This is a genomic window from Pseudoalteromonas sp. 2CM37A (assembly GCF_023161885.1).
Classification (GTDB): Bacteria; Pseudomonadota; Gammaproteobacteria; order Enterobacterales; family Alteromonadaceae; genus Pseudoalteromonas; species Pseudoalteromonas atlantica.
On record NZ_JALNTJ010000002.1, the window covers coordinates 406,050 to 432,711 of the forward strand.

22 protein-coding genes are annotated in these 26,662 nt (G+C 41.5%); 10 read left to right on the plus strand and 12 right to left on the minus strand.

Going from position 1 to position 26,662, the window contains the following annotated elements; translation table 11 throughout:
• Positions 1–39 precede the first annotated feature (39 nt).
• The 4 genes from MTF68_RS05500 to MTF68_RS05515 all read right to left on the minus strand — a co-directional run bounded on the left by MTF68_RS05500 (position 40) and on the right by MTF68_RS05515 (position 3,157).
• Positions 40–1,260 carry a Xaa-Pro peptidase family protein gene (locus MTF68_RS05500; RefSeq protein WP_248461928.1) on the minus strand — a complete coding sequence of 407 codons (1,221 nt, stop codon included), beginning with the start codon at positions 1,258–1,260 and terminating at the stop codon, positions 40–42.
• 158 nt (positions 1,261–1,418) lie between these two features.
• Complete coding sequence (locus tag MTF68_RS05505) at positions 1,419–2,030, minus strand: flavin reductase (RefSeq protein WP_004588763.1); 612 nt, start codon at positions 2,028–2,030, stop codon at positions 1,419–1,421.
• Positions 2,031–2,039: 9 nt separating this feature from the next.
• Positions 2,040–2,762, minus strand: a complete 723-nt coding sequence (locus MTF68_RS05510) for an SDR family NAD(P)-dependent oxidoreductase (RefSeq protein ID WP_248461929.1) — start codon at positions 2,760–2,762, stop codon at positions 2,040–2,042.
• Positions 2,759–3,157, minus strand: coding sequence for a DUF393 domain-containing protein (locus MTF68_RS05515; protein ID WP_248461930.1), 399 nt, complete (start codon positions 3,155–3,157; stop codon positions 2,759–2,761). Before MTF68_RS05515 ends, MTF68_RS05510 begins: the two co-directional genes overlap by 4 nt.
• Before the next feature lie 120 nt (positions 3,158–3,277).
• Here MTF68_RS05515 and ppc point away from each other — a divergent pair, with 120 nt between their 5' ends.
• Positions 3,278–5,923 (plus strand): phosphoenolpyruvate carboxylase, encoded by a 2,646-nt coding sequence (gene ppc / locus MTF68_RS05520; RefSeq protein ID WP_248461931.1) that lies wholly within the window; start codon positions 3,278–3,280, stop codon positions 5,921–5,923.
• Positions 5,924–6,030: 107 nt separating this feature from the next.
• The gene (cdd, locus tag MTF68_RS05525) at positions 6,031–6,957 is read left to right on the plus strand and encodes a cytidine deaminase (RefSeq protein ID WP_121638428.1); all 927 of its coding nucleotides are present in this window, start codon (positions 6,031–6,033) and stop codon (positions 6,955–6,957) included.
• 81 nt (positions 6,958–7,038) lie between these two features.
• On the opposite strand, the gene udp is transcribed toward cdd, so the two are convergent.
• A complete protein-coding gene (gene udp / locus MTF68_RS05530; RefSeq protein ID WP_004588758.1) occupies positions 7,039–7,794 on the minus strand; it encodes a uridine phosphorylase in 756 nt (251 codons plus the stop codon).
• A 434-nt stretch (positions 7,795–8,228) separates the two neighbouring features.
• Here udp and MTF68_RS05535 point away from each other — a divergent pair, with 434 nt between their 5' ends.
• The 7 genes from MTF68_RS05535 to MTF68_RS05565 all read left to right on the plus strand — a co-directional run bounded on the left by MTF68_RS05535 (position 8,229) and on the right by MTF68_RS05565 (position 18,257).
• The gene (locus MTF68_RS05535) at positions 8,229–9,338 is read left to right on the plus strand and encodes an arginase family protein (RefSeq protein WP_248461932.1); all 1,110 of its coding nucleotides are present in this window, start codon (positions 8,229–8,231) and stop codon (positions 9,336–9,338) included.
• A gap of 120 nt (positions 9,339–9,458) precedes the next feature.
• A complete protein-coding gene (locus tag MTF68_RS05540) occupies positions 9,459–10,169 on the plus strand; it encodes a transporter substrate-binding domain-containing protein (protein ID WP_121638431.1) in 711 nt (236 codons plus the stop codon).
• A gap of 115 nt (positions 10,170–10,284) precedes the next feature.
• Complete coding sequence (locus MTF68_RS05545; RefSeq protein WP_096042894.1) at positions 10,285–11,565, plus strand: hemolysin family protein; 1,281 nt, start codon at positions 10,285–10,287, stop codon at positions 11,563–11,565.
• A 258-nt stretch (positions 11,566–11,823) separates the two neighbouring features.
• Positions 11,824–12,993, plus strand: coding sequence for an efflux RND transporter periplasmic adaptor subunit (locus tag MTF68_RS05550; protein WP_064386607.1), 1,170 nt, complete (start codon positions 11,824–11,826; stop codon positions 12,991–12,993).
• A gap of 12 nt (positions 12,994–13,005) precedes the next feature.
• On the plus strand, positions 13,006–16,140 hold the full coding sequence (locus tag MTF68_RS05555) for an efflux RND transporter permease subunit (RefSeq protein ID WP_054981829.1): 3,135 nt from the start codon (positions 13,006–13,008) through the stop codon (positions 16,138–16,140).
• On the plus strand, positions 16,137–17,552 hold the full coding sequence (locus MTF68_RS05560) for an efflux transporter outer membrane subunit (protein ID WP_248461933.1): 1,416 nt from the start codon (positions 16,137–16,139) through the stop codon (positions 17,550–17,552). Before MTF68_RS05555 ends, MTF68_RS05560 begins: the two co-directional genes overlap by 4 nt.
• Positions 17,553–17,630: 78 nt before the next feature.
• Complete coding sequence (locus tag MTF68_RS05565) at positions 17,631–18,257, plus strand: TetR/AcrR family transcriptional regulator (RefSeq protein ID WP_024031928.1); 627 nt, start codon at positions 17,631–17,633, stop codon at positions 18,255–18,257.
• Positions 18,258–18,299: 42 nt separating this feature from the next.
• Here the strand turns inward: MTF68_RS05565 and MTF68_RS05570 are convergent, their stop codons facing one another.
• The 6 genes from MTF68_RS05570 to MTF68_RS05595 all read right to left on the minus strand — a co-directional run bounded on the left by MTF68_RS05570 (position 18,300) and on the right by MTF68_RS05595 (position 24,194).
• Positions 18,300–19,403, minus strand: coding sequence for a HupE/UreJ family protein (locus tag MTF68_RS05570; protein ID WP_248461934.1), 1,104 nt, complete (start codon positions 19,401–19,403; stop codon positions 18,300–18,302).
• Positions 19,400–20,428 (minus strand): tetratricopeptide repeat protein, encoded by a 1,029-nt coding sequence (locus MTF68_RS05575; protein ID WP_248461935.1) that lies wholly within the window; start codon positions 20,426–20,428, stop codon positions 19,400–19,402. Before MTF68_RS05575 ends, MTF68_RS05570 begins: the two co-directional genes overlap by 4 nt.
• Positions 20,429–20,484: 56 nt before the next feature.
• Positions 20,485–20,997: an Ig-like domain-containing protein gene (locus tag MTF68_RS05580; RefSeq protein WP_138579117.1), complete on the minus strand. Its 513-nt coding sequence runs from the start codon at positions 20,995–20,997 to the stop codon at positions 20,485–20,487.
• A 10-nt stretch (positions 20,998–21,007) separates the two neighbouring features.
• The gene (locus MTF68_RS05585; RefSeq protein ID WP_029771656.1) at positions 21,008–22,600 is read right to left on the minus strand and encodes a DUF4331 domain-containing protein; all 1,593 of its coding nucleotides are present in this window, start codon (positions 22,598–22,600) and stop codon (positions 21,008–21,010) included.
• 389 nt (positions 22,601–22,989) lie between these two features.
• Positions 22,990–23,673 (minus strand): anti-sigma factor, encoded by a 684-nt coding sequence (locus MTF68_RS05590; protein ID WP_248461936.1) that lies wholly within the window; start codon positions 23,671–23,673, stop codon positions 22,990–22,992.
• Positions 23,670–24,194: a sigma-70 family RNA polymerase sigma factor gene (locus MTF68_RS05595; protein WP_024031922.1), complete on the minus strand. Its 525-nt coding sequence runs from the start codon at positions 24,192–24,194 to the stop codon at positions 23,670–23,672. The genes MTF68_RS05590 and MTF68_RS05595 overlap by 4 nt, the downstream gene beginning before the upstream one ends.
• A gap of 455 nt (positions 24,195–24,649) precedes the next feature.
• On the opposite strand from MTF68_RS05595, the gene MTF68_RS05600 reads away from it, so the two are divergent.
• Positions 24,650–26,269 carry a diacylglycerol kinase family protein gene (locus MTF68_RS05600; protein WP_248461937.1) on the plus strand — a complete coding sequence of 540 codons (1,620 nt, stop codon included), beginning with the start codon at positions 24,650–24,652 and terminating at the stop codon, positions 26,267–26,269.
• 38 nt (positions 26,270–26,307) lie between these two features.
• Here MTF68_RS05600 and MTF68_RS05605 read toward each other — a convergent pair whose 3' ends face one another.
• Complete coding sequence (locus tag MTF68_RS05605) at positions 26,308–26,616, minus strand: VF530 family protein (RefSeq protein ID WP_004588743.1); 309 nt, start codon at positions 26,614–26,616, stop codon at positions 26,308–26,310.
• Positions 26,617–26,662: the final 46 nt, after the last annotated feature.

Genomic DNA, 26,662 nt, shown 5'->3' on the forward strand with positions numbered 1-26,662 from the left:
ACTAAAAAGAGCAGCTAATGGCTGCTCTTTATAAAGGGTTTAAGCGTTCAGCCCAAACGGGTCGTCAATACTATAACTTGGTTGTGTAAACCAATGCGGGCCGTTGTCGGTCATATAAAAGTGATCCTCCAAACGTACACCAAATTCATCAGGTATTACTAGCATTGGCTCGTTACTAAAACACATGCCAGGTGCAAGTGGGGTTTTGTCTCCACCGACTAAATAAGGCCATTCGTGAATATCTAAGCCAATACCATGGCCCGTACGATGCGGGCAGCCCGGTGTTTGGTACTGTGGCCCCAATCCTTGAGCCGCTAAATAGTGACGAGCGCCGGCATCAACTGCTTCACACGTAGCGCCAATTTTTGCAGCACTAAAGGCGGCGAGTTGCGCTGCTTTTTCATGATCCCAAAACATGCGCTGGCGCACTGTTGGCTCACCAAATACATAGGTGCGGGTTATATCTGAAAGGTAATCATGCACTTTGCAACCGGTATCTATTAATACCATATCGCCTTTTTTAAGCACTTGCGCATCTTTAACGCCATGTGGAAATGAGGTCGCCACACCAAATAAAACAATACAAAAATAGTTACCGGGGGCACCTACTTTTTGATGCGCTTTTTTAATGAAGGCTTCTGCCTCTGTGGTGGTAATACCTTCGTAAAGCATGCTTGCAGTTGCTTGATGTACAGCTAAAGTCATATCCATTGCGCATTGCATGAGCGCTAATTCGTTTACCGACTTATGCATGCGGCAATGTGCAGTAACGCTCTGTGCATTAACTATATTTAGGCCTTTTTGCGCTTTGTTAATACCGTCGAATATAAAAAATTGGGCACTTTCATCAATGCCTATTGTGGCATTGTCATTAATGTTGAGCTGCTTGAGTACACTTACAAATAACGCATATGGACTTTCGTGTTCTTGCCATCCATGAATGGGGCCTTCAATCACTTTAAAGCCGTTTAGGGTGCCAATTTCAAAATAAGGGGCTATGTATTGTACATCGCCTATAGCGGGTAAAATGGCGCCAACCATGCGCTCACTTGCATACCATTTCATACCTGTGAAGTAAGTGAGGTTTGTACCTGCATTTAAATAAATTGCATCAATATTATTTGCTTGCATATAAGCTTGTGCTTTTGCAATGCGCTGTAAATATTCATCTGCTTGAATAGGGGTTACATTGGCGGTCATATTGCTTAATCCCGCTAATGCTTGCTCGCTTGTGTGTGTACCAACGCCTAGTGTGGCCATAAAAGTCTCCTTGGTTTCAATACCAAGCTGCATAAATACTTGAGCAATTGAACAAATTAAATTTCACTAAAATGTTAAAAAGCCCCAATAAGCAGATTGGTGTTAGGCATTGTGTTTAATGTAAAACCATAATTCAATATTATGCGACAACATGCATGCTAAGGTTTTTTAGCGTAAGGTAAACGCGATAATTTATTGCTAGTGTGGTAACTATCAAGCCCAGTTACAGCCACAGTCTCAATAGCTTGTAAATCTAAAAAGCCATCACTTTGTAGCGCCGCTTCATCTAAATACACATCAGTAATTTCACCTATAACCAGCTCGGTGCCATTAACGGCTAAGTGTTGGTGCTCAACGTATTTCACAGAGTATTTTAATCGCGACTCTTGCACAAAAGGGGCTGTAAATTCATTTAGGTATTCTGGCGTTAAACCTGTTGCGTCAAATTCTGACTCGCCTTTATCGTAGCGAGCTGATGTTTGATGAGCTTGCTTATATATGGCCTTATTAACTTGGTTAATGGTGTAACAGCCGGTTTCTATGATGTTTTCAAACGTATGGCGAGGCACGCTATTAGGGCGCATTATCATGCCAACCAATGGCGGGTGAGCCCCTAAATGAATAACCGAGCTAACAATAGCTACATTTGTATTGCCTTGCTTGTCTTGCGTGCCAATTAAGTTGGCGCTTTTAAAACCCGAAAGTGAATTAATTAAATGAGTACGAGTGTGTTTTTCAAGTGCGTTTATGCGCTCTTTAGTAAAATGCATTAAAGGTCCTTACCAGGGTATGGCTTCGCCTTGCCAATCTAAATAGGCGGGCTCACCGTTAAGTTCTAAATGAGGGTTATTAAACGTAAATGTAAAAAGCTGTTTAGCTACAAATTCAGCGCTAAAAAGCTTATCCGCAGGTACGTTTTTTTGAAATGGTTTTGAAAGCGCAGTATCGGTAGTGCCCGGATGAAATAACACCAGTTTAGTATTTTTAGCTCGGCGCGCCAGTTCTACCGCTGCGGTTTTAAATAGCATGTTTAAGGCCGCTTTAGATGCGCGGTATGTATACCAACCACCTAATTTATTATCGTTAATACTGCCCACACGCGCACTGAGCGCCGTTATAGTGCACTGCGTTTTATGTGTTAACAGCGGTAAAATGCTCTGCAAGCACAGTAAGGGAGTGAGTGTGTTGGAATTAAATAATTCGTTAAAATAGTCTGCGTTTAGCTCTTCTAGCTTTTTTTCTGGCATGTGGTTTTTATTGTGCAATGTGCCATTAAACATAACGACTTGTTGAATATCGGCATTTTGCTCTTTTAAGTAAGTTGTAACCTTGGCTAAGCTTTGCGCTGTGTAATCGCTCTTTATGTAAACAACATTACTATTTGTATCTGCCTTTTTTGAGCTAACACATATAACTTGCACTGTGGGTGCATTTATTTGTAGGTGCTCAATATAAGCTTGTGCTATTGCGCTGCTGGCACCAAATAAAACAATTGTTTTCATTGTTTGTCCTTTGTATTAACGGTGCATTGGCCGTTTAAACAGGAGGCGTTTGGCATGAGGAAACGGCTAATTTTTTGTCTATGTTTTGCAAAAAACATATAGGCGGCATCAGCGAAGTAGCGAATTATTGGCAAGCGAAAAATTTTCAACCAGCGGTATTTTCCTACTGTTTTCCACGCTTGATAGGTAACATCTAAGCCGTAAATTATCTCGCCAGTTGGTAACTGTGCATGCAATATAGCCATGGCCTTGTTTTTATTAACACTTGGATAACGTGCGCTAAAATCGTGGCTATTAAGGTCTTCTAAAACAATTTTATGTTTAGTATCAGCATCTTTAAGGTGCTGCATTTCGGTATTGCAAAGCGGGCAGCTGGCGTCGTAAAAAATGATCATAAAAGCCGTTTTCTAATAATTTACATATAGCTAATTACGATTCACCATTGCAAATGGATCTATTAAATCTGCGCTCATGATGATATTAATAGCATTCCATGAAACAAAGGAGACTGAGAAATGAGTGAACAATATGCCGCCTTGCGAGGTAATGTTAATTTACTTGGGCAGCTACTAGGACAAACTATTAAAGATGCCCAAGGCCAAGCGATTTTAGATAAAGTAGAGGAAATTCGTGCTTTATCAAAGTCATCTCGCAGTGGTAACGAAGACGACAGACAAGCGCTAATTGAGGTACTACATGCGCTTAGTGATGAAGAGCTTTTACCGGTTGCCCGTTCATTTAATCATTTTTTAAATTTAGCTAATGTAGCAGAGCAGTTCCACACTGTTTCGCGTTTTAATGATGTTGGTTTTTGCCAACTAAATCCTCTCACTCAAACATTAAAAACGTTAACTGCAAAAGCAAAAGAAGGCCAATTAGATAGTAATCATCTGGCCGAAACACTCTCAAAACTCCACATAAACTTAGTATTAACCGCTCACCCAACCGAGGTGACGCGCCGTACAATTATTAATAAGCACGTAGAATTAAGTGATTGTTTAGCCTCGCTTGAGCGCAAAGACAATTTACCACAAGAGCGTGAAGCTATTTTAAATCGCATCGCTCAGCTTATCAGTCAAGCATGGCACACCGATGATATTCGTCGTTCTCGCCCAAGCCCAGTTGATGAAGCTAAATGGGGATACGCTGTTATTGAAAACAGCTTATGGCACGCTGTGCCACGCTTTTTACGTGAGTTTTCAGATCAAGTTAAAGAGCATTTAAGTTTAGAGCTCCCAATTGATTACAGCCCCATTGAGTTTACCTCTTGGATGGGCGGAGACCGTGACGGTAACCCATTTGTAACCGCACAGGTAACACAGCAAGTACTTGACCATGGTCGTTGGATGGCGCTTGATTTATACAGCCGTGATATTGACACGCTAAGCGCAGAGCTGAGCATGTCAGATGCAAGCGATGAGCTAATTGAGCTGGCAGGACAAGACTTTGAACCTTATCGCGCTGTACTTAAAAAGCTTAAAAACCAAGTCTCTGAAACAGTGGTGCATTTAGGTGCAAAAATCAAGAATAAGCGCAGCGATTCAGAAGACTTAATCACTGATATAAATCAAATCAAGCACCCAGTAGAGGTGTGCTATCGCTCTTTATTAAAGTGCAACATGAAAGTTGTCGCCGATGGTTTATTACTTGATTTACTGCACCGTATAAATAGCTTTGGCCTGCGTTTGGCAAAACTTGATGTACGCCAAGATTCAGACCGCCACAGCGATGTGTTTTCTGAGCTTACACGCCACCTAGGCTTAGGCGATTACAACCAATGGCAAGAGCAAGATAAGCAAGCATTTTTGCTTACCGAGCTTAACTCACGCCGTCCGCTTATTCCTAAAAACTGGCAACCTAGTCCAGAGGTGCAAGAAGTGCTCGACACCTTTGATGTAATAGCTAAGCAAGATGAAAAAACATTTGGCTTGTATATTATTTCAATGGCGCGTACCGCCTCTGACATTTTAGCTGTACAACTGCTTTTAAAAGAAAGTGGCTGTCAGTTTGATTTACCAGTAGCGCCTTTGTTTGAAACGCTTGACGATTTAAACGCTGGTAGTGATGTAATTACCACGTTGCTTGATAATGTATGGTACCGCGGGCATATTAAAAATACCCAAAATGTCATGATTGGTTATTCTGATTCAGCTAAAGACGCCGGCATGATGGCCGCGGGCTGGGCACAGTACGAAGCAATGGATAAACTAGTGCAGCTTGCCGATAAGCGCGGCATTGAACTTGTTTTATTCCATGGTCGTGGTGGTACGGTAGGGCGCGGTGGGGCACCTGCTGCACAAGCATTGCATTCACAACCGCCTGGTTCATTAAAAGGTGGCTTGCGAGTAACTGAGCAAGGCGAAATGATCCGCTTTAAGTTTGGTTTACCCGATGTAGCACTGCAAAGTTTAAATATTTACGCGGGTGCTGTACTGCAAAGTAACTTATTACCACCGCCAGAGCCTAAGCAAGAATGGCGTGAAGTGATGAAGTTGATAAGCGAGCAGTCGTGCGATCACTACCGTAATGTGGTTCGCCATGATGAAAACTTTGTTCCTTACTTTAGAATGGCAACGCCTGAGCTAGAGCTGTCTAAATTACCGTTGGGCTCGCGTCCTGCGAAACGTAACCCAAATGGTGGGGTAGAGAGCTTACGTGCTATTCCATGGATTTTTGCATGGAGCCAAAACCGTTTAATGTTACCTGCATGGCTTGGCGCATTAACAGGCTTAAAAGCGGCACTCGATAAATACGGCATAGAAACACTGCACGAAATGAGCCTGCAATGGCCATTTTTCAGAGCACGTCTTGAAATGCTAGAAATGGTATTTAGTAAAGCCGATAGCTGGTTAAGTGAGCATTACGATAACGCGCTGGTGGAAGATATGTACAAACCACTAGGTACTTCGTTACGTAAAGAGCTAGAAGAAGCAATTAGCTTAGTGCAATCGCTTAGCCCACAAAATAGCTTATTGGCAGATCAACCATGGATAAAAGAGTCGATTGCGCTGCGTAATCCGTACACCGATCCGCTTAATGTACTGCAAGTTGAGCTGCTGCGCCGCTCGCGCTCAAGCGATAAAGTAAGTGAAGGTGATATTGATAATGCATTAATGATCACTATGACAGGTATAGCCGCAGGTATGCGCAATACTGGTTAGTCTACTTTAACTAAAAAATAGGGGAGCACAGTGTGCTCCCTTTTTTTGCTGGCATTTAGGCGCCTAACCTTTTAAACTACTTAGCCATTAAATAATTATAATATGTTATGGCATCAGCAACTTTTACTGTGCAACAAGACACAGCACTCACAAATTCACATATCTCACTAAGCGTTACGCAAACTCAAGCATTACGCAGCCAATTAAAAGCCCAGCGCGGTATTTTACATCCTAACGATATTAGCCAATTATGCGCGCAACTTAATGTATCTGATGACGCGTTATTACAAGGTTTAGTGCCTTTAGCGTCTGAATTTTCCGTGGCTCCTGTTTCTCATTTTCATGTGGGAGCTATTGTTAAAGCACTTGATGAGCAAGGTGATATAAATTTTTATTTTGGTGCGAATGTCGAGTTTGATCACCAAGCGCTTAGTTTAGTCGTGCATGCAGAGCAGTCAGCGATTAACAATGCGTGGTTAAATGGCGCAAAAAAAATACTAAAAATAGCAATTAGCGATGCCCCATGTGGTTATTGCAGGCAGTTTATGAACGAACTGGCTGATGCAAAAGAGTTTGATATTTTACTGCCAGAGCAACATTTTAAATTAGCTGATTTATTACCGCATTCATTTGGCCCCACTGATTTAGGCAACGATTTTAGCCTGTTTAACCCAAAACAGCAGCAACACACATTTGCAGATACAGCTCTTGATGAAAAGCTAGCAGCCATGGCGCTAATGGCCTACGTACCTTACAGTAACAACTTTAGCGCAGTTAAAATAAGCACCTTTAACAATGGTGACTTTTACGGCAGTTACGCAGAAAACGCGGCTTACAGCCCAAGCCTTTCGCCACTACAAAGTGCGCTTAGTCAATTGTTTTTAGCGGGTCTTAGCTTTAACGATAAAACGATTAAAGCAATTACACTGTTAGAAACCCAAGGCCATGAAAACCAAGGGGGAGTAGCACGTGCGGTACTTGCAAGCTTTAGCAATTTGCCAGAAATAGAAGTGATTAGCGCAAAGCTAAGGTAACCAGAGTTCAGGTTAAGCTAAAAACAATAAAGCACAGCAATTGCTGTGCTTTATGCGTTTTATTAAAGCGCTAAAAAGGCATTAGCCTAATAGTACTTTTGCAGCTTCTAATACCACAGCCACTGATTTTTTCTCAATTTCACCGTGATCAACATTTGGAATTTCTTGGCGAGTACGGTTAACCAATACACCGGCAACACACGCCGCTTTAAGGCCTAGCGCTGCACACATGGTAAATAAGGTAGCAGACTCCATTTCGTAGTTCATCACGCCTAGGTTTTGCCACTCTTCACAGCTACCTTGTAATGACTTAGGTACATAACCCGAGTGCGTATCGTAACGCTCTTGCCCTGGGTAGAATGTATCGCTTGAGGCAGTAATACCAATGTGGAAGTCGATATCTAGGTTTTTACACGCTTGCACCATAGCTTGAGTGGCAAAAAAGTCAGATACCGCAGGGTAGCTAAGTGGTGCAAAGTGTTGGCTTGCGCCATCTAAACGCACAGACGCTTGGCTTACTAAAATATCACCTTCATTAATATGTGGCTGAATTGCCCCAGTAGTACCAATACGTAAGAAAGTACGTACGCCAAGCTGTGCCAGCTCCTCTACAGCAATAGAGGTTGAAGGGCCGCCAATACCGGTTGAACAAATCACCACAGAGTGACCATTTAACTGGCCTAAATAAACATGAAACTCACGTGTTTGAGCAAGGCAGGTTGGGTTGTCTAGGAATTGAGAAATGCGTGCAGCACGATCTGGGTCACCAGGGACGATAGCAAGTTCAGCCCCTTTTAAATCGTCAATACATAATCCTAAGTGAAATACCTTTTCCATAACTAAGCCTTTTTATAAAAATTTGTTGTCAATCTAGCATCATTACGGCAAATGTAAACTAAGTACAGGACGTATGTCCGATGTTGAAAAATACTTATAAATGATGGCTTTATTCATTCACATTGAATATTAAATCAAAGGCTTAAAGTTCGTTAAAAGGCGGGTGGTTGACTTGTTTATTGAGAGTCTATATGTATTGATTATGGTGATAATTTAAATTTATCAATACGTGGTTTAAAGCGTTTTTAGTTATTTAATAACAAATGGTTACGGTTTTATTTTAGCTTTTTTTAACGGCTTTTATATAAGCGCATAAATAATGCTTGAGCAATAAGTGAGCGCATTGCGCGTTATTTGCAAATAGGCCGATAATTTTAGTTTTTGCATAACTAATCAAAACCACATGAATAAAACACACAAGTATAGGATTTATTATGTGCACACAATTTGACGCGTTTAAACGTAAAGTAGAGCACTGTTTATGTGCACCTGGCGATGGTGTATTTACAGTTAATACCGCGAAAGAGCGTAAAGCGGCATTACGTAATAAATTGTATGGGCAAAGCGAAAATGTTGATGTTTTGTGGCGCGATTCTTTAACACAATTACCCGAATCTCCTCACAAAGCGGTTATGTTAGGTATTAGCTCAGATTGTGGCGGCGGTATTTTACGTGGCGCAAACTGGGGGCCATTATTTTTACGCTCAGCCTTGATTGATCAGCAAACCCAGTGCCGCTCTTTTGATTTAGGTGATGTGCGTGTTATACCGCATTTATTACATGATAAATACTTAAACGACGCCACAATTTCAAACTGCCAAAAAGCCCTATACGGCGATAAAAACGATGATTACTACGTAAGCCCGCTTTCTATTACCGAAGATGTGTGTGACAGCTTTTACGCCACATTTAAAGATAAAGGCATATTTGGTATTGGGGGCGATCACTCAATTAGCTACCCGCTAACTAAAGCGTATTTAAAAGCTAAGCGCGAGCAAGGCAAACGTACCGCTATTATTCATTTTGATGCGCATACCGATTTATTAGTAGAGCGCTTAGGGATAGATTTATGCTTTGGCTCGTGGTGTACGCATATATTAGAGTTTTTACCTGCACCGCATCATTTAATCCAGTTTGGTATTCGCTCAAGCGGTAAACCTAAATCGCACTGGGAAAGCACCTTTGGTGTAAAACAACATTGGGCTAATGAAATAATAGAGCGTGGTGCAAAAGCGGTTGCGGATGAAACCATTGCGCAGCTTAAAGCCGATAACGTAGATGAAGTGTACGTAAGCTTTGACATAGATGCACTCGATGCCGAATTTGCCTCAGCCACGGGCACACCAGAAGATAACGGCTTAACCCCGCAACATGCACTGGATATTTTACAAGCTATTGCCGATGAGTTTCCAATTACTGGCGCCGACATGATGGAAATAGCGCCATTTACCGACAGCTCATTAGTAGGCCAAGCAAGTTCAGAAACAACATTACGTGAAGGCGCTAAAATTTCAGCGTTCTTAATTAGTGCAATGAATAGATAGCAGGTTAGTCTTTAAAAAAATCTAGTCCTATCAGCGTATAGGGCTAGGTTAAAAACTAGCGGTTCGGTTACCCTCGGCTATAGTTGGTGTATATCTGTTTTAGTTTTGAGGCGAAGCTAAATGAAGCTGTACTTATTTTTGTTGTGTTTTGCATGCATAAGGCTCAATGCAGCTGAAATTACAATAGTGACCGAAGTATTCCCCGATTTTCAATACATTGACGAAAACAACCAACTTGCAGGGCGCTCTGTAGATAAAGTGAGAAACGCGCTCGCCAATACAGATATTAAATACACTATGTTAGCGCACAGTTGGGCTGTGTCTTATAACGCAGTATTAAGAGATACGAATACCTGTATATTTTCTATTGTAAGGTTACCTAAGCGAGAAGATAAGTTTAGCTGGGTGGCTGAGCTTGAAAGTTTTGACTCTGCTATTTATGCCCTTAAATCACGTAACATTCGCTTAAAAACGCTTAACGATGCTAAAAAATATAAAACAGCGGTGCTTAGAGATAATTTTAGCCACCATTATTTGCTAGAGCGTGGCTTTACTGAAGCTAAAAACTTATTGATAATTGATAGCTTAGACAAAATAGATAAATTAATAAGCACACGGCACGATATTCTCGACTTTGTTATATTAAGTAAAAAACAATTTAACTACCGCGCACAGTTTGAGCCAAAGCTTAAATTATTAGAGCCTATATTTACGCTCAATACACAACACTCCCCGCTTTACTTTGCCTGTAATAAAAACATGCCGCAAAGCCTACAAGATAGACTTGCGCTGGCATTCGATGAAGCAAAAAAGCAAAATAAACAACGCTAATTCAATGGCTTATTAATTTAGCCTGTAAAAGCATAAATATAAATTGCCGCGTTTAAAAAAGCGTCTATAATCAGCTGCTTTTTATTGAAAAAGCGCTAACTTTTTGGAGCGTTAAATGGGTGATTTAATCGGGATTAGCTTATTGATCTTGATCAGTGCGTTGTTTGCCATGTCGGAAATTGCTATTGCAGCGTCGCGTAAAATTAAACTGCGGGTAATGGCCGATGAAGGCAGTGATAACGCGGCCGCGGTATTAAAACTGCAAGAAAACCCTGGGGCGTTTTTTGCGATGATCCAAATTGCCCTAAACGCGATTGCTATTTTAGGCGGAATAGTGGGCGAACAAGCGCTATCGCCTTATGTACAAAGTATCTTGGTGCTTTTTTATCAAGGTGTACACCTTGAAAAAATTAGTTTTTTATTTTCGTTTTTTACCATTACCTCGCTGTTTATATTATTTGCTGATTTAATGCCAAAGCGTTTAGCGATGATCATGCCCGAAGCGGTGGCTGTGCGTGTGGTAACAATAATGCGATGGGTTACTTTTGCACTTACGCCATTAGTGATGTTTTTTAATGGTTTAACTAATTTTGTACTGCGTTTATTTAAAGTACCCGCAGAGCGAGAAGACATTGTTACCACCGAAGACATTGTGGCGATGATGGACGCGGGCGCAGAATACGGCAGCTTACAACAACAAGAGTATGAGCTAATTGGCAATGTGTTTGAACTAGAAGCACGCTTTTTATCAAGTGTAATGACCCCACGCGACCAAATAGTTTATTTTGACTTAAATGAAAGCAGCCACGATATAGCCACCAAAATTATTGAAAACCCCCATAATCATTTTTTAGTGGTCTCGGGTAATTTAGATAAATTACGCGGCTCTGTTGAATCAAAAGATATACTACGACAAGTACTAAAAGGTGAGCCAGCTAATATTAAGCAAGAGCTGATTGAAACAGACGTGTTTTATTTACCTGAAACCCTAAGCCTGTCTGAGGCGCTAAATGCATTTAAAAGTGCTGCAAAACCGTTTGCTGTGGTAGTAAATGAATATGCCTTGTTAGTCGGTATTGTTACCGTAAAAGATTTAATGAAAGGGTTTATGGGAGATTTAATTACCCACCAAGGCGATGAACTTATTATTGCCCGCGATGAGCACTCGTGGTTAGTGGATGGTTTAACCCCGATTTCTGATTTAGCAAAAGTATTAGACATTGAAGAGTTTCCCGATCAAATGCACTTTGAAACCGTGGCGGGCTTTTTAATATACACAATGAAGCGTATACCTAAACGTGCTGAGCACTTTACCTTTAATGGCTTTAAATTTGAGGTGGTTGATGTTGAGGGCATAAGGGTTGAGCAATTATTGGTGTCTCGTATAAATAAATAGTTATAAATTTGCATTAAAGCCAAGCTTAGCTTGGCTTTTTTGTTGCACGTTAATAAATAACGCACCGCAATAAAGTTTATTTTTCATACTTATCCATTTTATTTTTCATCAAATTAACACCTTCTACAACCTATGGCGTAGTTTAATTTTGCAACTGTAAGTTAGTGTAAATTTGCACCCGTTTTAATTTATTCTCGTTTAGATTTACTTTAGAATGATCGTTCACTCTAGACATAAATAGACTAAAAGGTATTTAACATGCAGCGTTCTCGCATCGCTTTATTTGTATTAACAGCCCTCGTTGGATCTGTTGCTTTAACAGGTTGCGACCAAGCAGCTGACTCGCAACAAGCTTCAGCTCCACAAGCAGTACCTGTTGGTGTAATTACATTAAAAAGCCAAGCGCTTACACTAAAAAAGGAGCTTCCCGGTCGCATTAGTGCTTTTCAAATTGCGGAAATCCGCCCGCAAGTAAGTGGCATTGTGCAATCGCGTTTATTTAAAGAAGGTGCTCAAGTTAAGCAAGGCCAAGCGCTTTATCAAATTGACCCCGCTACGTTTGAAGCTGACCTAGCAGCAAGCGAAGCAGCTGTTGCCCGCGCTGAGGCAAGTATTGCCAGCACTAAATCAAAAGCGTCGCGTTATAGCGAGCTTTTAAAAATTAAAGCCGTAAGTCAGCAAGACTTTGACGAAGCAGATGCAGCGCAAAAGCAAGCACAAGCAGAGCTATTAACGGCAAAAGCACAGCTTAAATCGGCGCAAATTAACCTAGACTACAGCCATGTATCTTCTCCAATCAGTGGCCAAATTAGTAAATCGAGCGTTACTGTTGGTGCGCTTGTTAGCGCTAATCAAACAACAGCATTGGCAACAGTGACCCAGCTTGACCCTATTTATGTTGATTTAACCCAATCAAGCAACGAGCTAACTCAACTTAAAAAAGCTATTTCTTCAGGTTCATTGAGCGTTGATTCACAATCGCAAACAGATGTTGAACTGCAAATGGAAGATGGCTCAACTTACCCACTTAAAGGCACGTTACAGTTCTCTGAAGTGACAGTAGACCCAAGCACAGGGTCGGTTACCTTACGCGCTAAATTCCCAAATCCTGATAAGTTATTATTACCGGGTATGTATGCACGTGCCTCTGTAGTTGAGGGCGTAAAACAAGACGCTATTTTAGTGCCGCAACGTGGGGTTAGCCGTAATACAAAAGGCGAGCCAACAGCCATGGTTGTTAGCAAAGAAAACACCGTTGAAAGCCGCGTTTTAAAAGTAGACAGAACGATTGGTTCAAACTGGTTAGTAACCGACGGGCTAAGCGATGGCGATAAACTGATTATTGAAGGGTTACAAAAAATTCGCCCTGGAGCGCCGGTAACACCGACTGAAGTTTCACCATCAGCAACAGCTGACAAAGCGCAATAACGGAGAGTTTTAATGTCACGATTTTTTATCGACAGACCCATCTTTGCATGGGTACTTGCTATCGTGGTTATGCTTGCAGGTGTTTTAGCTATTCAAAGTTTACCAATAGCTCAGTACCCGTCAATTGCCCCGCCGGCTATTAGTATTACTGCAACATACCCGGGCGCATCAGCACGTACCCTAGAGGATACGGTTACCCAAGTTATTGAGCAAAAAATGAAAGGCCTTGATGGTTTGCTATATATGTCATCGACTTCTGAGTCGAGTGGTTCAGCAACCCTTACGCTTTCATTTAGCGCCGAAACTGACCCGGATATTGCACAGGTACAAGTGCAAAACAAGTTAGCCACAGCCACCCCTTTGCTACCTGAAGAAGTGCAAAGGCAAGGTGTATCGGTGGCTAAGTCTGCACGTAACTTTTTAATGGTACTGGGTTTTGTATCAAAAGATGGCAGCATGACGAATATCGATATTGGTGATTATGTGTCATCTAATGTTCAAGATATTGTTTCGCGTGTTGAAGGGGTAGGTGAGGTTCAGCTGTTTGGTTCTCAGTATGCTATGCGTATTTGGTTAGACCCAGCTAAGCTGCAAAACTACAAGTTAACCCCTGCTGATATTAGTGCATCAATCAGTGCTCAAAACGCCCAAGTGTCTGCTGGGCAATTAGGCGGCATGCCTGCGGTTGAAGGTCAGCAACTTAATGCTACCGTTACTGCACAAAGCCGTTTACAAACAGCAAAAGAGTTTGAAGACATTATAGTTAAGGCAAACGCCGATGGCTCGTTTGTACGCCTTGAAGATGTAGCCCGTGTAGAGCTTGGTGGTGAAAGCTATCGTGTTGTAGCGCGTTACGATGGACAACCAGCATCGGGCTTAGGTATTAAGCTTGCCAGTGGGGCAAATGCACTCGATACCGCAGAAGGTGTAAAAGCTGCTATTGAAGAGTTAAAAGCGTTTTTTCCTGAAGGCTTAGATGTTGTTGTTCCTTATGATACTACTCCGTTTGTTTCGTTATCGATTGAAAAAGTAGTGCATACATTAATAGAAGCGGTTGTGCTGGTATTTGTTGTTATGTATCTGTTTTTACAAAACTTCCGCGCTACGCTTATTCCAACTATAGCTGTACCTGTGGTGTTGTTAGGTACTTTTGGTATTTTGTACGCGTTTGGCTATTCAATAAATACATTAACCATGTTTGCGATGGTACTTGCCATAGGTCTACTGGTTGATGATGCGATTGTTGTAGTAGAAAACGTTGAGCGTGTAATGAGTGAAGAAAAACTCTCTGCGCTTGAAGCAACACGTAAATCGATGGATGAAATTAAAGGCGCGCTAGTAGGTATTGCCATGGTGCTGTCGGCTGTATTTATTCCGATGGCGTTCTTTAGTGGGTCTACCGGTGTTATTTATCGTCAGTTTTCTATTACGCTGGTATCAGCAATGGGGCTCTCGGTATTAGTAGCACTTATTTTAACACCTGCATTGTGTGCCACGCTTTTAAAGCCTAGCCACGTGCATGATAATAGCTCGATGTTTGGCCGTTTTTTCAGTGGTTTTAACCGCGGGTTTGATAAAACAAATGCCGGCGCGCAAAGTTTTGTAAGCCGTATGATCCGCTTATCTAAGCGCTACCTTTTATGTTATGGCCTTATTGTTGCGGGCATGGTGTATATCTTTTCAAGCCTACCTACAGCGTTTTTACCTGATGAAGACCAAGGTATTTTGTTTAACCAGGTTTCACTGCCTGCAGGCTCAACTACCGAAGAAACATTAGAAGTGGTTAAAAAAGTAGAAAACCACTATTTAAACGATCAATCTGAAGCTGTTAACGGTATTTTTACGGTAACCGGATTTAGCTTTGCAGGTTCTGGTCAAAACTCAGCAATAGGGTTTGTAAACTTTAAGCATTGGGATGAGCGCGAACGTGATGATTTATCTGTGCAAGGTGTGGCAGGTAAAGCAATGGGCTACTTCTCAACGATTAAAGAAGCGTTTGTGTTTGCTTTCCCGCCGCCAGCCATTGTTGAGCTAGGTACTGCAAATGGTTTTAATATTTTCTTACAAGACAGGGTTGGACTTGGCCACGATGCTTTATTAGCAGCGCGTAATCAATTACTTGGTTTAGCGAGTCAAAGCCCAATTTTGGCGGGTGTACGCCCTAACGGACAAGAAGATATGCCCGAGCTGCAACTTGATGTTGACCTTGCTAAAGCACAAGCACTGGGTGTGTCTCAGGCTGATATTAACAGCACGCTATCAACTGCGTGGGGTAGTAGTTACGTTAATGACTTTATTGACCGTGGCCGCGTTAAAAAGGTCTACCTTCAAGGTGAAGCGCAAGGACGTATGGTGCCAGAGGATTTAAACAAGTGGTATGTACGTAATGACAGCGGCGATATGGTGCCATTTTCAGCCTTTGCAAGTTCGTATTGGACCTATGGTTCACCACGTCTTGAGCGTTATAACGGCTTTTCAGCAATGGAAATTCAAGGTACTGCTGCACCAGGTTACAGTACTGGCCAAGCAATGGATGAAATGGAGCGCTTAGTTAAACAACTTCCTAACGGAATTGCCTCTGAGTGGACGGGTATTTCGTTTCAAGAGCGCTCTAGCAGTGGCCAAGCCCCGTTACTTTACGGTTTATCGCTATTGTTTGTATTTTTATGTTTAGCAGCGCTTTATGAAAGCTGGTCTGTACCGTTTGCGGTTATGCTTATTGTGCCATTAGGTATATTTGGAGCTACGGTTGCCGCGGTAATGGCAGGTTTATCTAATGATATTTACCTTCAGGTAGGTTTATTAACCACCATAGGATTAGCCTCTAAAAATGCAATATTAATCGTAGAATTTGCGATTCATAAAATGCAAGAAGGCCTAGGGTTAGTCGATGCGGCTATTGCAGCAGTACGCTTACGCTTACGTCCAATATTAATGACCTCAATGGCCTTTATTTGTGGTGTTATACCGCTTGCTATTGCCTCAAGTGCCGGTTCAGGTGCGCAAAATGCACTGGGTATTTCGATTATAGGTGGTACGCTTGCCTCTTCTATTTTAGTGGTGGTATTTGTGCCGTTATTCTTTGTTTTAGTTCGTCGTGTATTTCCAATGAAAAACACCGACGATAAAAAGGAGAGCGCACAATGAGCATTAAACGCTTCACTTTAAGCGCAATTACATTAGTTGTTTTAAGTGGCTGCCAACTAGCCCCTGAGCAAAAAGAGCTTGCTTTCCCAGTGCCAGATACTTATGTATCTGACACTGAGCAAGCAGCAGCGCAACAGTTACATTGGCAGCAATTTTTTAATGATGAAAAATTGCAAACCTTGATTAGCTTAAGCCTTGAGCATAATAAAGATATGCAAATAGCAGTATTAAATGTGCAGCGTGTACGCGGTTTATACCAAATTGAAGATTCGGGTTTATACCCTTCATTAGATTTTAATGGTGGGGCTACGCGCCAACGTTTACCGGCTGATTTAACCAGTACGGGTGAAGCAGGTATTAGCTCACAGTACAGCGCAACGGTCGGTATTACCTCTTATGAATTAGATATTTGGGGTAAGGTACGTAACCAGTCTGAGCAAGCCCTGCAAAACCTCTATAACACTGAGCTTACGCAATACAGCACGCAAATTTCACTCATTGCTGAGCTTGCCAATGCTTGGTTAAACTACGCAACTGACTTACAGCTATTAGAGCTTGCTAAAGAAACATTAAGCTCGCAGCAGGAGTCGCTCTCGCTTACGCAAAAAAGCTTTGATTTAGGCGCTACATCGGCAATTACGCTTGAGCAGCTTAAAAGTACGGTTGCCACTGCAAAAGTAGATATAGCAACATATAAACGCTTGTTAAAACGTGATAAAAGCGCGTTAGATTTACTGGTAGGGCGCCCTGTATCGAGTGATTTATTACCGACTAACTCGTTAACTAATTTACTGGACTTACCAGAAGTACCTGTTGGTTTACCCTCTGATTTATTAACGCAGCGCCCTGATATTAAAGCCGCTGAGCACGCTTTATTAGCCGCTAACGCGAATATTGGTATAGCGCGTGCGGCGTTTTACCCAAGCATTAGCTTAACCGCGACTGCGGGCAGTACGTCTAGCGATTTAAGTGGCTTGTTTGATTCAGGCTCAGGGACGTGGAGCTTTGTACCGTCAATCAACTTACCAATTTTTACTATGGGACGTAACCAGGCAAACCTTGATGTGGCAAAGGCCGATCAAGAAATTGCGGTGGCGACGTACCAGCAAAAAATTCAAAATGCGTTTCGTGAAACTGCCGATGCATTAGCAGATAGAGAAGGCTACAAAGAGCAACTTGATGCCCTTGATATGTTAATTAGTTCGCGTCAGCTAACGTACGATTTATCAAAAATGCGTTACGAAAAAGGCGCTGATAGCTACCTACAGGTACTTGATGCACAGCGTACGTGGTACTCGGCTCAACAGCAGTTAATAACAGGTCAGCAGGCTTACCTTGCCAGCCAAATTAATTTGTATAAAGCATTAGGTGGCGGCTGGAATATAGCTAAAACACCTGTGCAAGAGCAGTAAAATGAAAGGTGTTGTTAAGTTAAGCTATGCAATGAGCTTACGCTGTATTAAGTATGCGCTTAATACCGGAGTAGGGTTATGAGCACGAAAGCTAAAAGGCATATAGACCCAGCATTAGCACAAGCTAGGCGAGAACAAGTGCTTAGTGCTGCCTCAGAGTGTTTTAAACGCAAGGGGTATCATGGCGCAGGCATGGCCGAAATATCCCGTACGGCAGGCATGAGCGCTGGGCATATATATAACTACTTTGAAAGCAAAGAGGCAATAATTGAAAGTATTATTGCTAAAGACATGGAAGAAATGTTTTCTATCTTTCAGGAGTTTGAAGATCACCCAGGTGATGTTCTGCAAGCGCTTATAGATGGCTTAAACATTGGTGTACAAAGGCATATGGATACCGGTGCCTGTGTGGTTGATTTAGACATGATGGCGGAAGCGGGTCGCAATAGTAAAGTGGCCTCGCTTTTACGAGATATGGATATTCAAGCACGGGGACGTATGCGTCAATTGCTCACCAGTGAACGTAGTGCACTTAAAGACACTGATGAACACGAACTTGAAAGCCGCATTAACGTTATTTTTTCGATGATGGCGGGGTTACTGCTTCGTAAGATGCTCTACCCTGAGCTCACCGAAGAAACGGTGTTAATCGCGCTTAGGCCTGCGATGAAAACCTTGCTAATGCCGTTTGATAAAACCAAGTAATAGAAAACTAAAAAGCGAGTCAAACGACTCGCTTTTTTAATGCTAAATGCGCTCTACGCACCACAATAGCGCCATTGCAGCGATTGCAAGAGAGCCAATTGGCATCACCCATTTTATGTAAATAGGTTTATTGTGCATGGTTAGTAACACCGGCAGTGCAATACACAGTATACTCAGCTGCCCAAGCTCTACACCTAAGTTAAACGCTAAAATGCTGAGCAATTGATAATCGCTCGAGAGCCCAAGCTCACCCAGTACACTGGCAAAGCCCATTCCATGTAACAAACCAAACGCAAAAGTAAGCCAGCCAAGGCGTAATATAACCGGCCATACATTGTTTAAAGCCGCAAATAATACCGAGATTGCAATACCTAGCTCTACCCAGCGGCTACTTGGCGAAACAAGATTAAGAGCCGTAGCAGTAAGGGTAAGTGAATGCGCAAGGGTAAACGCAGTCACAATCCACGCAGTGTGCTTAATAATGTGCTTTTTACTTGCTATTGCCTGCCAGTGACTATCATTGCGTGTTAAAACGCAGGTTAAAAGTAGTGCGATTAAAAATAAAATATGGTCAATGCCAATCCAAATATGTAACACGCCTTGATAAACATATTGGTTAAAGGTCGTTAAATAACTCGATTGCTCAGTGGTAAAAGTGTGTTGTTGCTCATCTATAGTGAAAACCCGCGAAACCTGATTTACATTTACAATAACTTTGTGGTTTGCGTCTTGGTTAAAAAAAGCGCGGTACGTTAACGTTACATCTGCATCAGTGTTACAGCTAAAAACTAGCGGTAACACTAAATATGCTTCATTAAAATGATTATCTAATTGGTAGTTATCGGTGATTGTTAATGGGCAAGTTTGCTCATTTTGTAAAACCGATAGAGTATTTTTGGCATAGCGATTAATAGCCGTCTTTTGTGATTTTAATTCGCCCCAGCTTATTTGGGTGTCTTGGTTAACATCAAGCGCAACTTTTTGTTCTAAATCGCTAATATTTATTTGCCATGTGCCTGTGTATTGCTTTTCGTTATCGGTATTATCCAGCGAAATGTAGCTTGTGCTCAACTGATGTGCTTGCACGCTAAAGTTGGCAAATAGCGCAACTATAAATAAAACAAATAACGCGTTTATTTTACTCATAAAGAATCCCTAACCATCGTATTTGCTTGGCTTAGTAAGTGTTTATCTGTACTCATTTTTGCTTGCTGCCAATTTATATTTGCCCAGTATTGTGCCTTGGCTTGGTTTGCTTGTACATGAATATAGTAGTTAGCTAAGTCGTTGGCATGGAAGGTATCTTGGCGTTGTTCACGTAATTTTACGCGCTGTTGCATGAGCGGTTGCCACACCGTATTAGTGTGCTTATTACTGCGTTTTTCAGCTATGGCTAACTTGAGCAAAATAGCGTCTTCAAGCGATGAGTGGCTATTGGCAAGTTTACCGAGTGTATTAAGCACTTTTTCAGGGTTGTTTTGCTGCAGTTGAATATCGGCCCACAGCACAATAAGGCTCACCGGGGCTGTGTTTAAATCAATATTATTTATATGCTGCTGCGCACGGGTGAATTTATTGAGTCTAAACGCCATTTCGCTGAGCACATGTTTTGTCGTTAAGCTGCTGTTTTTGTTTTGCGTAAGCTTAACTAACGCGTGATAACTTTCACTCAGTTTGCCCTGTTGGCTTTGTACATCTAGCACACACGTGCTGGCCGTTAATAGGCTGGTGTTACCAATTAATGCCACGCAATGGCGCTTAGCTTGTTCAAATTTGCCTTGTGTCATCAACATATTAGCGAGTAATAAATGGGTGTTTACATGATCTGGCTGGGTTTTTAATACGTTATTAGCAACGTCTATGGCACGCGAAAACGCATGCTCCTTTTGAAGTACCCGTGCATATAAATAACCGCTTTGTGCAGTTGCAGAAGCGGTATATAGGTTTTTTAAGCGTTTTTTTAATACACCTTGATAGCGCTCTGTTTGGCCTATGTATTGGCTATTTAGCACCAGCGCAGTGAGTTGCTCAAGGGTTAAATTAGCACTTAATGTTGCATTGCTTGAGGCAATAATTGCGTTATCTTTTGGGGTAATTGGTTTTGCAAGCACGTTATTTACACACAGTGCAGCGCAAAAAACAAAGAGCATTTTTTTATAATGACTGCACATTGTTTTATCCTCTTAAAAAAGCCATCCATGGCCATCAGCTTAATTTACTTACTGAGTTAGTTACCAGAAGCGCCCGATGAAATACCGCTTACGTCTGTGTCTGTATTGATAAAGACACGTCCGTTGGTAGATAGCGGTTGCGCAGTGGGGCTTTGATTAAATGCATCGCTTGCAAATTGTGCAAAGTCCACTTGCAGTGCTTCAATGGTTATATTTACCGCTGCAGTCACTTGCTGGTTAACACCGTCTGATACACCAAACATAAAGCTGTCGCTACCGGTTGCTTCTTTGTTTGGGGTATAGGTAAAGCTGCCATCGCTATTTACTACAGCGTTACCTAATGTCGGCTGCGAAGTTAATGTGTATGTTAATGTATCGCCATCAGCATCGGTGGCCACTAACATGTCGTTAATTTCAACTTCTGTTTGTGTGGTTAACATTGCATCACTAGCATTGGGCGCAGAATTTACAACCGGTGTGGGTTGTTTGTTATCATCATCACTGCTACACGCGCCTAGTGCCAAAGCGCATAACAATATACTGCTATGGGTAAGGTTTAAATTACGCATACGTTACTCCTTATTTAGAGCCTGCAAGTGGGGTGGCTAAGTATGGGAAAGTGGCATCCATCATGCTTGCATCAACTGGAGCACCATCAGTGAATGGCACTGTACCTACATCAGCATCCTCTGGTGTACATAGACCTAAGTCGGTGTCTTCACCATTTACAGGAATAGGATGACATAAACGCCCCATTACCACGCGAAGTGCAATATCAACGACATCGTCACCTGGACGGCGCCCGTTTGGAAAACCTGCTAAATCATCACCGGCTACACCAAATGCAGACTGATCAGTTTGTGCTGTCGCTGCAATTGCAGTATTTAAACGTAGCATTTCTGATGGCGTTACGGTGGCTTGTTGGTTTACCCCTGCAAAACCAGTTAAAAATGCGGTGATTAAATCAGTACGTGGAAAGTTAGTTGGAGCAAGAGTTTCTAAATTAGCGCCAAGTGTGGTATTTACTGCATCTTTAAATAAAATATTTAACAGCTCTGGTAAAGACGGGTGCGAAACGTAATCTAAAAACTGTGCATCGTCTTTAGGATGAGCCGTTGAGAAGGTATCTTTGTCTTTAATACCAATAACTAGCTCATTAACTAATGGATTACCTAAGCGTGAAACCTGCGTTAATGCACCGCCATTTACCGCGTTATCTGCAAATTTAGCGTTAGGGTTTAAAATGCGTGCTTGAGGTAGGCTCGCTGTTGTCCATGAACCAATTACGCCGTTGCCTTCACCTACAATACAGCTTTTAGGCATTTCAACTGCAATTGAGGTAACGTTTTTATCTACCAGGTCGTCATTCTCACTGCTTTGTGTAATCCCTCCAGGGAAACCACCGCCATCCCCAGCACCTGGCGCACTATCACCTTCTACGGGAACGTAATTTACTAAATCGAATGTTTTACCTAAGTTAACGACAAATGGGTCTTTGCGCTGACCAACAAATACTTTGGCCATACTGTCACAGCCTGGTACCGAAACTTGATAAACAAACTGATCTGCATAGGTTTGGTAATCAGCCATTGAACCAAATGTTTTGTCACCAATATAATCAAGCGGTTTATTAAACGTGGTTGAACTGGTGGTGGTATTACTTAATGCTGTACTGGTACCCGTACGTTGTGGACCGCTTATCATGCTGAGTGTGTATGACTCGCTAAAATTAGCGGCGCTATCATCACCTGCTGCTACACCACCAACGTTTTTAAGAGGTACAGATACAGTACGCTGATTATCTTCTGGGCCAACGGTTAATTGAACGCCTTGATTATCGTTTGGCAGCATACTGGTAAAATTAAAAGCAAAGGTAATATCCTCAACTGCATCACCGTCGTTATCAATATGAATACTGTAGGTTGCATCTGGGTCCATAGCAAAGTAGTTAGGGCCGCCGTAGGCATCTTGTAGAGGAATATAGTTGGCAATAAATGTAACGTAGTCGTCTCTGCCTGCTTCATAACTATTAAATACGTAAAAGTCGGTAGAGTCTAAGGTTGGAAAGCGGCTAATGTTCGGCGCTTCACGATGACTTGATGCCTCGCTAGAGGTGCTTACTAAGGTACTGCATACTACTACTGCGAGTATAGATGGAGTTAAAGCTTTCATGACTTTTTCCTTTAGTTTTGATTGGAGTCATAACTAATAACGAAGCAAAAAGCACAATGGATGCAAAAAAGTTAAATATTTTTTATTATTGTTAATAAAGGGGTGTTTAACGTTCAAGATTAAATTTTCAGCAGGCTGTTTTGCATTTCGATAAGGAAGTGATAAGAGAGTGATATAGAGGCTGAAGCGGTTTGGTTTTATACTTATTACAGGGGGTGTATGCAATTAAAATAACGCAGCAGGTATTGAGCACACAATATGATAAGCATCGCACTGCGATTAAGCCTACTTTAGTTTAATCAAATATTAATAGGTAAAGGGCGCTAGACCCCAAGATAAATATAAAGGTTGGCCAAACAAAGTTTGACCAACCAGTCGCGTTTATTTAGTTATAAAATAACTAAATCTGTCGTGTACAGTACTTGTGTTGGTAGGCCGTTTGGCGAGCCACCTAAAGGCTCTAAGCTAACAGCGAGTAGGGCAATATCTTGCGCTTTAAAGCGCGTGCCTTTGAGTAACTGTTTTTCACCGTTTTTAGGCAGTAGACCCAACGAAATTGGCGTGTCTTGCCCTTTTAAAATCATCCACAGCTCGTAGTCTTTATCGGTTTGCGCAACGAGTTTATCACTGGCTTTAACCGATAATGTTTGCTCATCTACGTTAATAAACCACAGTGATTGCTTATCTTGGTTTTGTACTAAAGCAATTTGTTGGCTGTATTGGGGCTGAGTTGTGGGCTGAATAACCAAAAATGCTAAGATAATACAGGCAGCTGTGGCTACAAATGACCAATTGCGCCATAGCGATGTAGCTGGTTTGATGACCGTTTTAACGGGTTGGTTGGTGTGCTCTAATGTATTTAAAATATTCTTCCACACTTGCGCGCTGGGTGTTTGAGGCGTAATTGCACTGGCTAAATCATTTAAATTTTGCTCCCACATTATAGTGGCTTCTCGGGCTTGCGGTAAGCTGAGCATTAAGCGTTGAAAGCGTTTTCGTGCCAGGCCTTTTAAAGTACCTAATACATACTGCCCTGCTAAAGCATCAAGTAATTCTGGTTTATTATAATTCATAATGTTAAACACCTCTGCAACTGCTGCAAACCACGCCTGATCCAGCTTTTAACTGTGCCTAAGGGCGTTTCTATGTGATTGACTAACTCACCATGGCTTAGCCCTTTGTAATAGGCTAAATGAATGGCTTGTTTTTGTTGGGGGTCAAGTTGCTCAATACAATTAACAAGTTTGGTTTGTTCGTCGTAACTAACATCGACAGCTTGTTCATCGTATTCATCGTCACCCATTGCCTGCTCTTTTCTTACCTTGTGATAACGCAATGCATCTAAGCTGCGGTATCTCACAATGCTTATCATCCAGCTAATAACTGTGCCTTTAGATGAGTTGTACTCTGACGCGTTATGCCAAATTTTTATAAATGCCTCTTGCAGTACTTCTTCTGCGTGCGCGCGGTTTGACAGCATATTTAAACTAATCGCAAAAAGCTTTGCGCTTGTTTGCTGATACAAATCAGCAAACGCGGCTTTGTTACCCTGTGCTGTTTTACACAAAAGAGGAAGTAAATTGTCGTTTTCCATAAGGTTCCTGTTGTTTTTATTATTACCGAGGTGTGTTGAGCTTCGTGAATTAACAATTGTTTTATTTAAGCGCAACCTAATCGCTTTGAAATAGAGATTAAACAGGCTGTTATAAATTTAACTAATAAAGATAAACACACTCTCAATAAACGTGTGAAAAGAGTGATTGGATGCAAAAACTTTTAAGCTGACATTTATATTAGCTGCTGTACACATTGAAACAAGTTTTAAATATAAACAGTTACCTTTGAGTAGTGAGAAAAAATGACCGATTACTGTGTAAAAAGCGCCTAATATGCGAATACAGCTAAAGCCAGCTACTTTTATTTGTTTATATCAGTTACTTAGTGTTGTTTTTGTTCCTGAAAAACAACTTTTGTTGGCGTGTAAATTGCTACTACACTTATACACAACTGTAAAACATGTGCCAAAACAGTAAAAATAAAGGAGAAAATATGTGGGCTGCAACGAGTTATTTAATTTTAGCGTTAATTTTTATATTTATAGGGTGGGAGGTTAACTCGGTATATTTTGCAGTGGTATTTTACTGGAGTGCATTGTCGTTAATTCTTGTCAGTGGTGCTTATATTTTTAATTTGGCGAAAATTTTTAGAAAGCGTGAAAATGGCGTCATCCCATTTTATATTCGCTGGGCATTTGTGCCTTTTTTACTGGGTGCTCAAATTTACAATGCGTATTCTCGCAAGCACGATAAAGTCCCTCCCATTCAAAAAATTAACGACCATTTATTTTTAGCATGCCGATTGTTCCCCTCTGATATTGATACGTTAAAAGAAAACGGTATAACGGCAATATTAGATGTAACGTGTGAGTTTGATGGCTTAGAATGGAGCTCTACACAAGAAAATATTAGCTATTTAAATATTCCGGTGCTTGATCATAGTGTGCCTACCCATTCGCAATTAAACCAAGCCATTAACTGGATACATCATCATATTAAAGAAGACCGCCGCGTGGTAGTTCACTGTGCACTGGGCAGAGGGCGTTCGGTATTTGTTATGGCAGCGTATTTACTGAGCCAAGATAAAAACGCCGATGTTCACCAAGTGCTCGCGCAAATAAAAGAAACCCGCGAAACCGCAAATCTTAATAAGCATCAGCTTCGTCATTTAGCAAAGCGACATAAAAAGGGCGAGCTAGTTATTAAAAACAAAGCCGTTATTATTGCAAACCCCGTGTCGGGTACCAAAATGTGGCAAGACAAAGAGCATTTAATAGTGGCTAGGTTGTCGGCGTATTATGATTTAGAAGTATTAACCACCACCAAAGAAATAGACGGTATTGAGCTTGCTAAACAAGCCATTAAAGATAAGCCAGATATAATAATTGCCTGTGGCGGCGATGGGACCGTGACAGAAGTAGCAAGTGTGTTGGTAAACACTCAGTGCAAGCTGGGTATTATTCCAATGGGCACAGCCAATGCATTAGCGCATGTGCTTATGGGTATTAGCTCTAAAATCATTCCTGTTGAGCAGGCCTGCGATCTTATTATTGATGGGCAAACCCAAACAATTGATACGGCCTATTGTAATGACGAGCTAATGCTGTTGTTAGCTGGGATTGGTTATGAGCAATCAATGGTAGAAAAAGCAGATAGAGACTCAAAAAACGAATCGGGTCAGCTTGCCTATTTAAGTGGTTTTTTTCAGGCATTTAGTGAGCAAAAAGCGCAAACCCTTTATGTCACCCTTGATGATAATCAAACGCAGGAGGTAAATACAAATAGCTTTATTGTGGCTAATGCTGCGCCATTTACAACGTTATTAGCTCAAGGGGGTGGTCAGCCCGATCACGAAGATGGCCTATTAGACATTAATTGGCTGCTACCTAGTGATGAAAACACCACCCGCGTGTTAAGCATTGCTGAACTTATGTTTAGTAGTATTACACAAACGCATTTAGCAATTAGCTCGCATCATACCAACGCTATAAAAGTAACGATAACCGCAGACGAAGAAATTAAATATGTACTGGATGGTGAAATAAAAACAGCGGATACACTTACTATTACAGTTGACCCTGCCTCGTTAAATGTAATTAGTAAGGAGTTATAAAATAAAAAATGCACGTGTTTAACGTGCATTTTTGTGTATTACTTTTTAATGCTTGGCCAAACAAAGCCACTGCTATCGCTTTGGCTGGCAGGCTTAGGGCGCTGAGCGCTTTTGGGTTTACGCAGCGGTTTGTTACTTAACGTATGTAAGTAGAGAGCTTCAACTTTATCGCGAGCCCAAGGGGTTTTACGTAAAAATTTTAAGCTTGATTTAATACTCGGTGAGTCGGTAAAACATTTAATGTTTACTTGTTCGCCCATGGCTTTAAACCCTAAGCGCTGCTCAAGCTCTACTAAAATTTGTTCTAACGTTACCCCATGAAGAGGATTTTTTGGTTGATTATCCATAGCCATACTACTTATTTAAACTGTGCGCATTGTAGCGTAAATCCTG

Bases quoted from the DNA above. Each gene is read 5' to 3' on its own strand.
- MTF68_RS05500 (WP_248461928.1), bottom strand. From the start codon at position 1,260: ATGGCCACACTAGGCGTTGGTACACACACAAGCGAGCAAGCATTAGCG.
- MTF68_RS05505 (WP_004588763.1), bottom strand. From the start codon at position 2,030: ATGCATTTTACTAAAGAGCGCATAAACGCACTTGAAAAACACACTCGT.
- MTF68_RS05510 (WP_248461929.1), bottom strand. From the start codon at position 2,762: ATGAAAACAATTGTTTTATTTGGTGCCAGCAGCGCAATAGCACAAGCT.
- MTF68_RS05515 (WP_248461930.1), bottom strand. From the start codon at position 3,157: ATGATCATTTTTTACGACGCCAGCTGCCCGCTTTGCAATACCGAAATG.
- ppc (WP_248461931.1), top strand. From the start codon at position 3,278: ATGAGTGAACAATATGCCGCCTTGCGAGGTAATGTTAATTTACTTGGG.
- cdd (WP_121638428.1), top strand. From the start codon at position 6,031: ATGGCATCAGCAACTTTTACTGTGCAACAAGACACAGCACTCACAAAT.
- udp (WP_004588758.1), bottom strand. From the start codon at position 7,794: ATGGAAAAGGTATTTCACTTAGGATTATGTATTGACGATTTAAAAGGG.
- MTF68_RS05535 (WP_248461932.1), top strand. From the start codon at position 8,229: ATGTGCACACAATTTGACGCGTTTAAACGTAAAGTAGAGCACTGTTTA.
- MTF68_RS05540 (WP_121638431.1), top strand. From the start codon at position 9,459: ATGAAGCTGTACTTATTTTTGTTGTGTTTTGCATGCATAAGGCTCAAT.
- MTF68_RS05545 (WP_096042894.1), top strand. From the start codon at position 10,285: ATGGGTGATTTAATCGGGATTAGCTTATTGATCTTGATCAGTGCGTTG.
- MTF68_RS05550 (WP_064386607.1), top strand. From the start codon at position 11,824: ATGCAGCGTTCTCGCATCGCTTTATTTGTATTAACAGCCCTCGTTGGA.
- MTF68_RS05555 (WP_054981829.1), top strand. From the start codon at position 13,006: ATGTCACGATTTTTTATCGACAGACCCATCTTTGCATGGGTACTTGCT.
- MTF68_RS05560 (WP_248461933.1), top strand. From the start codon at position 16,137: ATGAGCATTAAACGCTTCACTTTAAGCGCAATTACATTAGTTGTTTTA.
- MTF68_RS05565 (WP_024031928.1), top strand. From the start codon at position 17,631: ATGAGCACGAAAGCTAAAAGGCATATAGACCCAGCATTAGCACAAGCT.
- MTF68_RS05570 (WP_248461934.1), bottom strand. From the start codon at position 19,403: ATGAGTAAAATAAACGCGTTATTTGTTTTATTTATAGTTGCGCTATTT.
- MTF68_RS05575 (WP_248461935.1), bottom strand. From the start codon at position 20,428: ATGTGCAGTCATTATAAAAAAATGCTCTTTGTTTTTTGCGCTGCACTG.
- MTF68_RS05580 (WP_138579117.1), bottom strand. From the start codon at position 20,997: ATGCGTAATTTAAACCTTACCCATAGCAGTATATTGTTATGCGCTTTG.
- MTF68_RS05585 (WP_029771656.1), bottom strand. From the start codon at position 22,600: ATGAAAGCTTTAACTCCATCTATACTCGCAGTAGTAGTATGCAGTACC.
- MTF68_RS05590 (WP_248461936.1), bottom strand. From the start codon at position 23,673: ATGAATTATAATAAACCAGAATTACTTGATGCTTTAGCAGGGCAGTAT.
- MTF68_RS05595 (WP_024031922.1), bottom strand. From the start codon at position 24,194: ATGGAAAACGACAATTTACTTCCTCTTTTGTGTAAAACAGCACAGGGT.
- MTF68_RS05600 (WP_248461937.1), top strand. From the start codon at position 24,650: ATGTGGGCTGCAACGAGTTATTTAATTTTAGCGTTAATTTTTATATTT.
- MTF68_RS05605 (WP_004588743.1), bottom strand. From the start codon at position 26,616: ATGGATAATCAACCAAAAAATCCTCTTCATGGGGTAACGTTAGAACAA.